The organism is Runella sp. SP2 (genome assembly GCF_003711225.1).
Lineage (GTDB): Bacteria > Bacteroidota > Bacteroidia > Cytophagales > Spirosomataceae > Runella.
The window spans coordinates 1-11,293 of record NZ_CP031033.1; the positions used below are offsets into that span (position 1 = coordinate 1).

At 35.9% G+C, this 11,293-nt stretch carries 11 protein-coding genes; 5 read left to right on the forward strand and 6 right to left on the reverse strand.

The window, feature by feature from the left end; translation table 11 throughout:
• Window positions 1-129: 129 nt before the first annotated feature.
• A complete protein-coding gene (locus DTQ70_RS30490; RefSeq protein ID WP_122934729.1) occupies window positions 130-936 on the forward strand; it encodes a hypothetical protein in 807 nt (268 codons plus the stop codon).
• Window positions 937-1,063: 127 nt separating this feature from the next.
• Here the strand turns inward: DTQ70_RS30490 and DTQ70_RS30495 are convergent, their stop codons facing one another.
• Both DTQ70_RS30495 and DTQ70_RS30500 read right to left on the reverse strand, forming a co-directional pair.
• Window positions 1,064-1,486, reverse strand: coding sequence for a hypothetical protein (locus tag DTQ70_RS30495; protein WP_122934730.1), 423 nt, complete (start codon window positions 1,484-1,486; stop codon window positions 1,064-1,066).
• Between the two features lie 171 nt (window positions 1,487-1,657).
• Window positions 1,658-2,983, reverse strand: a complete 1,326-nt coding sequence (locus DTQ70_RS30500; RefSeq protein WP_122934731.1) for a hypothetical protein — start codon at window positions 2,981-2,983, stop codon at window positions 1,658-1,660.
• Window positions 2,984-3,123: 140 nt separating this feature from the next.
• Here DTQ70_RS30500 and mobF point away from each other — a divergent pair, with 140 nt between their 5' ends.
• From mobF to DTQ70_RS30520, 4 genes are all read left to right on the forward strand, one after another.
• Window positions 3,124-5,985 carry a MobF family relaxase gene (gene mobF / locus DTQ70_RS30505; RefSeq protein WP_122934732.1) on the forward strand — a complete coding sequence of 954 codons (2,862 nt, stop codon included), beginning with the start codon at window positions 3,124-3,126 and terminating at the stop codon, window positions 5,983-5,985.
• Between the two features lie 7 nt (window positions 5,986-5,992).
• The gene (locus DTQ70_RS30510; protein WP_122934733.1) at window positions 5,993-6,346 is read left to right on the forward strand and encodes a hypothetical protein; all 354 of its coding nucleotides are present in this window, start codon (window positions 5,993-5,995) and stop codon (window positions 6,344-6,346) included.
• Window positions 6,347-6,581: 235 nt separating this feature from the next.
• The gene (locus DTQ70_RS30515; protein ID WP_122934734.1) at window positions 6,582-6,785 is read left to right on the forward strand and encodes a hypothetical protein; all 204 of its coding nucleotides are present in this window, start codon (window positions 6,582-6,584) and stop codon (window positions 6,783-6,785) included.
• Entirely contained in the window at window positions 6,782-7,225 is a 444-nt protein-coding gene (locus tag DTQ70_RS30520) for a PIN domain-containing protein (protein WP_122934735.1), read from the forward strand. The genes DTQ70_RS30515 and DTQ70_RS30520 overlap by 4 nt, the downstream gene beginning before the upstream one ends.
• Before the next feature lie 64 nt (window positions 7,226-7,289).
• Here the strand turns inward: DTQ70_RS30520 and DTQ70_RS30525 are convergent, their stop codons facing one another.
• The 4 genes from DTQ70_RS30525 to DTQ70_RS30540 form a co-directional block, all read right to left on the reverse strand.
• The gene (locus DTQ70_RS30525) at window positions 7,290-7,667 is read right to left on the reverse strand and encodes a single-stranded DNA-binding protein (RefSeq protein WP_122934736.1); all 378 of its coding nucleotides are present in this window, start codon (window positions 7,665-7,667) and stop codon (window positions 7,290-7,292) included.
• A gap of 61 nt (window positions 7,668-7,728) precedes the next feature.
• Complete coding sequence (locus tag DTQ70_RS30530) at window positions 7,729-8,736, reverse strand: SEFIR domain-containing protein (RefSeq protein ID WP_122934737.1); 1,008 nt, start codon at window positions 8,734-8,736, stop codon at window positions 7,729-7,731.
• Between the two features lie 30 nt (window positions 8,737-8,766).
• A complete protein-coding gene (locus DTQ70_RS30535) occupies window positions 8,767-9,723 on the reverse strand; it encodes a toprim domain-containing protein (RefSeq protein ID WP_122934738.1) in 957 nt (318 codons plus the stop codon).
• 697 nt (window positions 9,724-10,420) lie between these two features.
• On the reverse strand, window positions 10,421-11,293 hold an 873-nt coding region (locus DTQ70_RS30540), incomplete at its 5' end, for a replication protein RepA (protein ID WP_164490313.1).

An 11,293-nucleotide genomic window follows, 5' to 3' on the forward strand; every position in this document is an offset into this window, starting at 1 on the left:
CACAAAACAAACTAATATGCCATTTAGATAATATTTGTAATGAATATTTTAAACAGTTGTTGATTCTTAATATATTTACTTCCTATCAAATTACGGAGCTATTCATAAATTTATTCAAACCTTAGTAAAATGGAATTACTAGAGAATCTTGGAAAGATTGCAGGAATTGCAGGGATTAGTATTGGTGCACTTGTCTATATTTTTAGAAGTGTTATTAGAAGATCCATATTCCCTACGCTATCACCCATTCATGGTTATAGAATTATTCGATTAATAATAATTCTAACTTTCAGTATAGCATTTGTTGGGCTTTTAACCTTCCTAATATCTAAAAATTTAGATCAGCATATTAATAATGCTAAAGATTCTGAGAAAAGAGATACAGTTGCGAAAATACCCTCTGATACGCTGAAAAGAGATACAGTTGCGAAAATACCCTCTGATACGCTGAAAAAAGATACTTCAGAAAGAATACCACCTCCGCCCAGACCTATTGATAGATTGAAATTTGTAGAAGAATTAACACCTATCCTTAACGCCAAACTTAGGGAAAAACTCCAAAGTTTCAGTGAAAACCTAAAGAATTTATATAGAGAACACTATTCTAACGGGAAATCTATTGAGGCGCTTTTCAAAGATAAACGTAAAGAATCAAAAATTCTTATGGCTTATATTATTAGTCAACCTGAAAGGAATGATTGCTCTGAAAAGAAGTACTTATTTTACACTTATCAATATTTAGATAATTATGCAGCATATATTTTTTACTGTAATGCCTTTCATCAATTATTAATTGATGGGTGTATAAAGTCTGATGAAGAGAAATCAATGGTATATCAATTTTTTGCATTAATGAAAAAAGAGTATCCAGATTCAGAGTTAATGAATGAAAAAATACGTGAATATGAGAAAGTATCCAATCTTAAATTGGATTAGAAGCAAAAATCATATATAACTCACTTTGGTTTATTTCTAAAAGTAAAATCAACTTATACAACAGGGGTTACACTTCTGCAACAGTCGTTCCTGAAATGTAACTCCTGTTCTTTACTTATGAAAAAACTTAATGTCTTCCTTTGGGTTTACCTTTTGCGGCTGTAGTGTGGCCAGCTTCTTGAGAGCTGTCGGTGATAGCTGAGATAAAATCAGAACGTATATTCTCCAACTCAACCATATTTTTATTGGCCATGTTGCGGATAGCCTCAGTGCCAGTATGTCCAAGATAGTCTATGTGTTTCGCTTGAGCTGAAATAAGTTCTTTTTCTTGTTCAACAAGCTTTTTTGCAAAATCTGGATTTATCTTCATTAAATCTTTATACTCACTTGCAATAAAATCAGCTCTGGCATCTTGTAACTTTACCATTTGTTCAATTATTGGAAATACGCTTTTATCAATACCATGTATCTCGACTTGGTATTTCAATTTCTCATTTAATGCACCAAACCTTTTTAATTGGTCTTGAATTTCCTTTTCAGTAGTACCCATAAATTCCTCCTTTTAGAATTATAGTTTTATTATACACTATATATATTAATAAATGGTTAACGGGCATACATTTTTGTACGATTAATAAAATATTTAATCTAATGATTATATAGAATAATAAATTTAAAAATTCCCTTTGAAATCTTGAATAAAAGGATATTTTTGCTCAACCTAAAGCCTTACGAGCATGCCCGTTATAATATTTCTTGCCGCAATTGGTTTCTTAACTGCTATTCTCTTTTTTGCTAAACTATCAACCTTTGCTTTAGGGTGCTTGCCACCTATGATAGCATAATAATTACTGATATTTTGGGTTAAAAAAACGGTACAAGCTCGGCTGCTTCTCGCTGTTGTTTGAAAAAGCATATCATATTCTGTTACAAAAAACTGGCTTTCATCTACCCACAAAAAAACGGGTACGGCTTGACCGTTAATTATCTTTCTGCGCTCGGTTGCTTGTTGCCACATTAGCTTAAAAATACTTTGTGCATAGATGCCGATTTCCAAAAAGTCTTTAACAGGAAAATCTAAGATTATGATTTTGCCCTCATGGGTGATTTCAGGTTTAAGGTTGATACCTTTTGCAAATTGTTTGGCAAGTAAACCAGTTAGAAAAGGCTCAGCTATACCTAAAAAAGATTCAGAAACTCCCGCTCTGGTATCATTACCAAGCTTAGGATAATCCCTCATAAAATAGCGGTAAACCAAATTGAAGCAAACTTTATCATCTTCATTAAGCTCGGTTTCTGCGGCTTTTAAAATACATTTAGTGCAATAGCCTGTTTCTAAAAACCAGTTTTCAAGCTCTTCTTCTGTTTCAAAAGTAGCGACATGCTCCATATAGTCTTTACCTGTAGGAGCGGAATTTATCACCTCAGCCATATTTGCTACTGATAATTCTTCCCCTGAAAGCTTCAATAAATCAATTATGCGGATAATACAGCGACGTAAAGCATTTTCCCAAAATCGCTCACTTTCTTTTGCTTCTCCGCCATTGATGCGCTGCCCTAATTGAAAAATATTCATAAAGAGGGTTACTAAGTTTTGGGTTGCTCCTGCGCCTTCTCCTTCACGCTCAATTTCATATTGGAGCGGGTTGAACTCATGGCCACTATTTTTAGAGAATACTATAATATCGTCTTCTCGCCCTACTTTACGGGCATACTCAAGCCAATTATCTTTTTCATCAGGTTTGCCACAAAGTACCAATCCACCAAAGCCGCTTTCTAAAAATCGCAAGGCTAAAGTTTTACCTGAGCCGCTGCTTTTACCCGAACCAATACCGCCAAAAATTTGAGTACCGCGCACGGCATCGGCAATTGTCCAACGGTCAGAGGGATTTTCCGAAAGTTGCAGCAAAGGATATTCAAGGTCTTTGAAGGGGTTATACTGAGGTGTTTCAGGCGGAAATAAATAACGATTTTTAACTGGTTTTATAGAGGTGGCTTTTTTGCCAAATAAACCTTTAAATGAAAAGTCATGCAATTCTAATTCCATATCCGAAGCAGGGGTTTTTGTTCCTTAGCCATCTAAGGGGAGATGTCTGTGTAAAATAATTACTATAACGTTATAGATACTGATTGTAGATTTTGTAAATTTACACTACTAATTTTCAGGAACAAATTAACTTTATCTAAATGCTTCGGATAACCCCTAACAATTCTCCTGAAGGTGCTTCACGCTATTATGATGAAGGGCTATCAAAACAAGATTACTACGCTGAAAAAGGTGAAATAATCGGCAATTGGGGCGGTAAATCTGCCGAAAAACTTGGCCTAACTGGTGAAGTAACAAAGGATAGCTTTACAGCACTATGTTACAACATCAACCCTGAAACCGCTGAACAACTAACCGCACGTCATAACGAAAACCGTCGTGTAGGCTATGATTTCACCTTTAGCGTTCCAAAATCAGTTTCAATAGCATACGGCATCAACGATGATAAAAATATACTTGATGCGTTTCGTAATTCCGTTTCTGAAACTATGCAGCACATTGAAAACGATGCTGCAACACGGGTTAGAAAAAACGGCCAAGATAGCGACCGCCAAACGGGAAATCTCATTTGGGGTGAGTTTATACATACTACATCACGGCCTGTTGATGGTGTACCAGATTGCCATTTACACGCCCATTGCTTCGCCTTCAATTCAACCTTTGATGAACAGGAGCAAGTTTGGAAAGCTGCTCAGTTTGGACAAATTAAAACTGATGCACCATACTATGAGGCTTATTTTAATTCGCTATTAGCAGATAAACTACAAAAAGTGGGTTATGAGTTGGAGCGCAACAAAACAAATTTTGAACTGGCTGGCATATCGAGAGAAACCATTGATAAATTTTCCCGTCGTACTAATGAGATTGAAAAGCTTGCTGCTGAAAAAGAAATAACCAATGCCAAAGCATTAGATAATTTAGGAGCAAAAACCCGTGAGCATAAGCGTAAAGGGCTTAGAGCTGATGAACTGCGGGAGATTTGGAAAAATAGGCTTACTGATGATGAAGCTCAAAAAATTTCGTCCGCCTTCGGCGGAAACAGTTTTGCTATTGAAAAGAAAAAAGAACTTAAAGCAAACAAAAGCCTTACTCCTAACCAATGTATAGATTATTCCCTAAACCATTCTTTAGAAAGAAAATCAGCCATTGAAGAGAAAAAGCTTTTAACTGAGGCTTTCAAGCGTGGTTTTACTTTCTGTACTCCTGACCAAGTCAGACAGGCTTTTGATAATAGAAAAGATTTAATTCATGGAAATATTGAGGGTAAAAAACTCATTACCACTAAAACCGAAATACAAGAAGAAAACCAACTTATACAATCTTGCATCAGCTCCAAAGGTAGATTTAAACCCCTTAATGATAATTACCAATATAAAAATGAAGCCTTAAATTATGAACAAAGACAAGCAATAAGCCACGCTTTAGGCTCAAATGACGGAATTATTGCCATTGAAGGCGGGGCCGGAACGGGCAAAACTACCCTGATGGGTGAAGTAAAAAACGGCATTGAAGAATCTGGACGCAAAATATTTGCTTTTGCTCCTTCCTCCGAAGCATCACGGGGAGTGCTGCGTGGTGAAGGTTATAAAGAAGCTGATACTTTAGCTTCACTCCTGGCAAATAAGGATTTGCAACAACAAACCAAAAATCACGTGCTTTGGATAGATGAAGCTGGCATGGTTGGCAATAAAACCATGAATCAATTAATGGAATTAGCCAAACGCAATAATAACCGTATAATTTTAACGGGAGACACAAAGCAACATTCATCGGTTGAAAGGGGTGATGCGTTCCGCAATATTCAGGAAAAAGGCGGCATAAAAGCAATTAGAGTAAATGAGGTTGTAAGGCAAAAAAACGCCAAAACCTATAAACAGGCAATGGAATTTATTTCAAAAGGGGATTTTGAAAAAGGCTATGAGCAACTTGACAAAAACGGCTCTATCCGTGAAATACAGGACAAAGACCAACGCTTGAAAGAAATTGCAACTGAATATTTACAGGGTATTTCAGAACGGAAAGGCAAGGGTTTTAAAGAGGTGTTAGTAGTTGCTCCAACTCACAAAGAAGGGGAAATGGTAACGGATAAAATCCGTGAAGTACTTCAAAAAGCTGGCCGAATTGATAAAGATGATATTCAGGTAACTAAGCTTAAAAACTTAAACCTTACTGAGGCAGAAAGACAAGATGCCGTAAATTATCAAGCTGGCCACGTGGTAGAATTTAACCAGAATATTAAAGGCTTTAAGGCTGGCGAAAAATTTCAAATTACGGGTAAAGATGAAAACGGGAATGTATTTGTAAAAAATGGGAATTCTCAAACAGTGCTGCCGAAAGATGAAGCGGCCAAGTTTCAAGTATATGCACCTCAAAACGCTAATTTTGCCACTGGTGATAAAATACGCATAACCAAGAATGGCAAGGCTACAAACGGAACAAAGCTCAATAACGGGCAGATATATAACGTTACAGGCTTTGACAATGAGGGTAATTTACGCCTGAGTAATGGCTCAACCCTAAATAAAGATTTTGGACATTTTACGCATGGTTACGCTGTAACTTCTAACACATCACAAGGCAAAACCGTTGATAAAGTGATAGTGGCGCAAAGCTCCTATTCCTTCGGAGCATCAACCAAAGAACAATTTTATGTTTCTGTATCACGGGGTAAAGAGGCGGTTTCAGTATACACAGATAGCAAAGAAGATTTGCGAAATATTGTAAGTAATCGGAGTACTGAGCGTATTTCCGCCCATGATGTAGCAGATAAAGCAGGTGCTACTGAAAAGAAAATAATGCAACAAGCTGTTTTAGTGAACCGTTTACAATCATTGGCCAATGCTTACGCATCTTGGAAAAGTAAGGCTGAAAATATTAGCCGTGTAGCTGTTTCCAACCTGAAAGAAGCAGCATCAAAACTAAAACCTGCAAATACATTTACCCAAACTTCAAACCATGTTATAACACAAAATGAGCCTAAAAGAGCAACTTTTAAGAGATAAGCCTAAAATGTCTATTACCGAAACTACAGAAGAACTTGAAGAAAGCGGAAGTGAATTTTGGGGCATTGAGCGAGTAGCAAGCAGACGGGCTATTATGCTTGATGTACGGCTAAAGGGTGGCAAATTTTATGCGCTGCCTTACTCCTACATGACCAAGGTAAAATTTGACCCTTCCGAAGGGTTAGAAATTTATATATCAGGCAATTATGTAAAAATAACGGGGCGTAACTTGCACGAAATTTACTTTCAACTGTTACGGCATAGGGTGAGTTTTATTCAGGCAAATATTTCTGATATGGACTTGACCGATGAAAATAAAACCTACATCAAAGATATTGAGGTAACGGAAGATGCACCATAAGTAGTTAATGATATACTTAATTCAGTATTTCAGTATTTCAGTATTTACTGATTTCAACATTTCTTTATTTCATTAACTACAGATTTTACACAACAATGAAAATATCATCTTTTTTATAAACATAACTATCTAGTATTCAGCGAAAAGTAGTAAAATATTAGAAAGTAAAATCAAGAAAAGAACATTTGATTGATTTACGCTGTTAATTGTGATATATTTGAAAAAAGGTTGTGTTATGGTAGTAGAACGTCAAAACAATGAGATTTTAATCCGTTTACCTGATAGCTTCGACATTCAGGAAGTACAGCGGTTGCTCGATTATTTCCGCTTTATGGAATCATCGAGTAAAAACCAAGGAACGGAAGAACAAGCCGCTACTCTTGCCCGTCAGGTAGAAAATAATTGGTGGAAAGAAAATAAGTCTCGATTTCTACCATGATTATTATTGTTGATACAAACATTCTGTTTAGTGCGCTTATTTCCCCTAATAGCCTAATAAACAAGCTTCTCGCTTACCCTTCTTTGGATGTTCGCTATATAACTTGTCATTATGCCTTAGCTGAATTATTCAAGCATCAGACTAAGATAGTTAAACACTCAAAAAAGCCTGTAAATGAAGTGGTTTATGATTTTTCAACCCTCATAAATCGCCTTCAACTTTATAATGAAACGCTTATTGAAAAACAGTATTGGCAGGAAGCGAACCGCCTAACGGAAGGCGTTGATAATTATGATATAAGCTATGTTGCATTAGCACTACAGCACAATTCAAAGCTGTGGACTGGTGATAAAAAGCTTATTACTCATTTGCGTTCAATGGGATTTACACAAGTAGTTGATACCTCTGAGCTTTACGGTTTATTTGGGGGTATGTGGTAAAAGTACTATTAAACAAGTCTTACTATTCCCGTTAGCCCCTGAATTTCATTCAAGCTATCGGGTTTTATTTTTGTAGAGCGGTGTTTATCTCTTCTTGGTTTGGCTCTTCTGATTTTTTAGGTTGATGCTGTACAAAACCCGCAATGATTGCGGCTTGGTTATGTGTGTTACCTTTTTCATCTTTAAAAGGCTTATATGAAAGGGAGCCTACCAGCTCTACTTTATCACCCTTCTTGAGCTTTTCAGCAAATTGGATGGCAGCAGGGCGGAAAACTAACACATTATGCCAAATAGTTTCTTTTTCGTGCCATTGGCCAGCATCATCTTTGTAGCTGTCGGTAGTGGCAATGCTCAAGGCAACAAACTTTTTACCTTCCTGCTCAATTATTTTTGCATCTTGATCTAAGAAGCCAGTTAGTTCAACTCGGTTATTTGATGACATAAAAAATCTCCTTGTTTTGGAAGGAGATTAGCAGAACTTAAAAAATGTATCAATAGAGTTATTAATAGTATCCACCTCTGGGCAAAAACATTTCACTTGTGAGATTTTTTCTTACATGATTATTAGTTATAAAGAAGGCGCTTTTAATTGAAAGGCTTTTTGTTATAGGTTCTTCGTCTGTGAAAACTGTTATTTTAATTTCTTTTTCAAGAAGTCCTCCGTGAACATCATGGTTCCATATTTGAATACGTATTTCTTCTGTATTGTAAGTTTGTCCTGAAAATATTTTATCCTTTTCAAAATCAAAAAATCCTTTTTCCTCTTCTTGTCTAAATTTTAATTTATCATAATCACTTCTATCGGTGTAGAGTTGGAGAGGTATCTCTATTTGAACAAGTAAACCGTTAATAACTTTTTGTGATATATTTTCTATTAACACTCTAATATAAAAAGTAGTATAATCATATAACCCTCCTTGCATTGATGAGCCTGCTTCCTTTATGGCTAAACCTTTAATATGTATTTTAGGTCTTTCTTTTACATGCTCGACAAAACCAGAAGAGCTTATTGGTTCTACTTCTGGTTTGTTTAAAGCAACTTCTTTAAAGTTATGGGTTGGTATATCTTGTAATTTAGCAAATAATCTTTGTTGTTCTACCTTATTAAATGGATTAGAAAAATCAACTATATCTTTATTTTTGAATGCTAATGGAGTATATTCATCTTTTATGCCAAAAGGAGATATGAGTATATATTTATTTCTATTTTTATCCATATCGTTAAGTATCAGAGAAAATTCTGTACCAACCCCACTTTTAAATCCTTCTGCCTTGCTTTTATACCCAGAAGAAAGAACAATAATAACTTTTTTATAATCAGTCATTCCCTTATGCATCATTTGCATAAAATCCGTTGCAGTTTCTCTCTGGTTAATCAGTCTGTCGTTCTCGGCATCAAAACCGTTTTCTCTTAAAAAATTTACAAATGAATGCACCCAATTCTCATGATCTATATCCCCCCAAGCATAAGTTACAAATAATTCTTTTAGTACTTTTTCATTCTCTTCCATGCTAAAAAATATTTTAATAAAAATTTAGGCTCATAGCTTCATTCTTTTTACCTGCGCTTTAATAAGAAATTCGTTGAAGTCTTTGTATTTCTTATAAATATGTGAGAAATCTTCTGTAATTTCTTGAAATTCACCACAAAAAAAGGCTTTCACCTTCTGGCCTGTGGTATCATTATCCAAATAAAGTGAAATTTTTGAATAATTACCTGCTTTTAGGCGGTCTTTTGCTTCCTGCTGAAAAGAAACAGAATTCATTATTAGTACATCAGCCTCTACTAAGCTTTGAAATTTAGCTAAATCTACTGATTGATAATAAGTTAAGGCAGATAAGAAATCCATAAACCCTTCAAAAACTGCGGCTTTACCTTGCTCTTTGCCTTTTACAAAGCTTATGCCTTTTTGCCCTATAGAGCTTTTGAAATAGGCGTTGCGGATTTCGTACCCTTCATTTTCATTACGAATACCTGCGGCAAAATAGGTTTTGCCGTTTTCATTGTTTCTATACTGCACTTCAACCAAATACTTAACGGCTATGTCTTGATTTATGCCCCGTTGATTGGTTAAATATTGCAGTAATGCCTTGCCGTTAAAAGAATTTGCGCTAAGGGCGTTTATTTTGTGCAAGGAGAGAGTTTTATCACTTGCAGGTAGGTTGGTAGCCTGTGGTGCCGTTAGTGGCATTGAGGGCGTAGAAAATAGGCTTTGCTGTGTATCGCCAATTAAACTTTCTAAATTAACTAAAGCTCCTTTAATATCGGTGTGGTAGTATCTGGTGGCAAAATCTAAAACTGTGCCTCCTGTATCGCCAAAATCATTCCATATCCATTTATTGCCAAGAAAGCTTGTATGAAAGGAAGGTTCTATTTCCTTCCTGAATGGGGAATTATACCAAAGCTCAAATCCACCTTTAAGGGTTTTAACGGGTTGGTGGCCAAGTTTTGACAAAATGGCAGGTAGGGAAAGTTTTTTTGCTTGTTCGGAATTCATAAAATACTTAATCCATAGATTTATATTTTAAACCTTTCTTTTTTCTTTTCAACAGCAAATAGAAAATTTCAAAAATTTTAGCAAAGGGGGTGTAAAATATTTTAGCTCAAGAAAAATACTAAAAAAGTTTTCAACATTTTTGACCGCATTATAGGTATATAAAGATATAGGGTTATATATATAGGTTTGCGCGAGTAACTTCACGTGCCTTAGCGCGAGTAACTTCACGTGGATAAGTGGGGTAAGCGCGAGTAAGTTCACGTGGATAACTCTAAAAAATGGTCTAAAAACAGGGGGCGCGAGTAACTTCACGTAGGTATATTAACTGATTGATTTATAGATAGTTATTCTAAAAGTTAACATCTCTTAAAAAAAGTTATCCACATTGAGACTTTGAACGGGGGCGCGAGTAACTTCACGTACATTAAAATTGAATATAAATAATTAATAATCAATAAGTTATAGGTGATTAAATGCTTTTTTCTATCAAAAAACACTCTAAAAGCGCGAGTAACTTCATGTGACTTTAAAGCAACAGTAGTTTTAGAGGGTTCTATCTTCGGTTGTAACTCATTGTATCAAAATGGGGCGCGAGTAACTTCACGTACATTAAGATTGTAAATTTTTCTTAACCTCTTAATGCTGAACACCCTATGATTTTGTAAAAATAGAGCGCGAGTAACTTCACGTGCTTGGGTTATGTTGTTGGTTTTTGAGTAAAAGAAGGTATTGAAATAATAGTTTTTTTCTCAATTGGTGGCGGGGAATGATACAGGTTTAAGCCTTTATCTTGTACTTCTTCAAGTTTAGCAAAAGGATATTGCTTGATTACAGATTGAAGTGTTTTTTTAAAATCCCTTCTGAAATCTCTAATACGCGCATAATTTTGGCCAAACTGTTCCCATAAGTTCATCCATGAAACAAATTGAAAATCTCCCCTTGGAATTCTATGCAGCCGTTGAGCAAGCCAAGCATAAATATCAAGAGCCATGGGGTTATGAGCAAGGGCGGCTAATGCCCTTTCATCCAATGGGATGGCATGGTTAAGCAAGCTTTGAAAATAATCTTCTGAGAGCTGCACCCTTGAAGGCCATAAAACCTTTTGACGTTCATCTTTTGGAAACCATAAATCAAACGCACTAACTATTTGTAGTTCATATTGAACGCCTTGCACTCCATCGCTGTAGCCCAAGCTTAAACGTGCTGTTGAAAGTCTGCGTAATTGCTCTTTAACTTCTCTTATTGAGTGGCCGTCAAGGTTAAGCCCTATACGCTTTATAAAGGCTGACATTGAATCTTCAACATCAATTATTTTGCTTTGGGTTTTAATCGCTTGGCTATTGATATGAGCAAGAATTAAACGGGCTTTTGTGCCGTATGGTAAACCAACATTTTCAAAATGGCCTTCCTGATTGATAGCTTTACCCGCTTGTACTAAAAGTGAAACATTACCCTGCTTTTGTTCCCATTCACGAACATCGTCGCCAGGATTGCGGGTTGGCAGGAATGTTTGGCACAAAACAGAATGTTGAAAAATTGCCTGTTCAATGGTAGCCCTGTCCATAGCAAT

Excerpts from the sequence above, each read along its gene's own strand:
- DTQ70_RS30525 (WP_122934736.1), bottom strand. The coding sequence starts at position 7,667 with ATGTCATCAAATAACCGAGTTGAACTAACTGGCTTCTTAGATCAAGAT.
- DTQ70_RS30535 (WP_122934738.1), bottom strand. The coding sequence starts at position 9,723 with ATGAATTCCGAACAAGCAAAAAAACTTTCCCTACCTGCCATTTTGTCA.
- DTQ70_RS30500 (WP_122934731.1), bottom strand. The coding sequence starts at position 2,983 with ATGGAATTAGAATTGCATGACTTTTCATTTAAAGGTTTATTTGGCAAA.
- DTQ70_RS30510 (WP_122934733.1), top strand. The coding sequence starts at position 5,993 with ATGTCTATTACCGAAACTACAGAAGAACTTGAAGAAAGCGGAAGTGAA.
- mobF (WP_122934732.1), top strand. The coding sequence starts at position 3,124 with ATGCTTCGGATAACCCCTAACAATTCTCCTGAAGGTGCTTCACGCTAT.
- DTQ70_RS30495 (WP_122934730.1), bottom strand. The coding sequence starts at position 1,486 with ATGGGTACTACTGAAAAGGAAATTCAAGACCAATTAAAAAGGTTTGGT.
- DTQ70_RS30520 (WP_122934735.1), top strand. The coding sequence starts at position 6,782 with ATGATTATTATTGTTGATACAAACATTCTGTTTAGTGCGCTTATTTCC.
- DTQ70_RS30530 (WP_122934737.1), bottom strand. The coding sequence starts at position 8,736 with ATGGAAGAGAATGAAAAAGTACTAAAAGAATTATTTGTAACTTATGCT.
- DTQ70_RS30515 (WP_122934734.1), top strand. The coding sequence starts at position 6,582 with ATGGTAGTAGAACGTCAAAACAATGAGATTTTAATCCGTTTACCTGAT.
- DTQ70_RS30490 (WP_122934729.1), top strand. The coding sequence starts at position 130 with ATGGAATTACTAGAGAATCTTGGAAAGATTGCAGGAATTGCAGGGATT.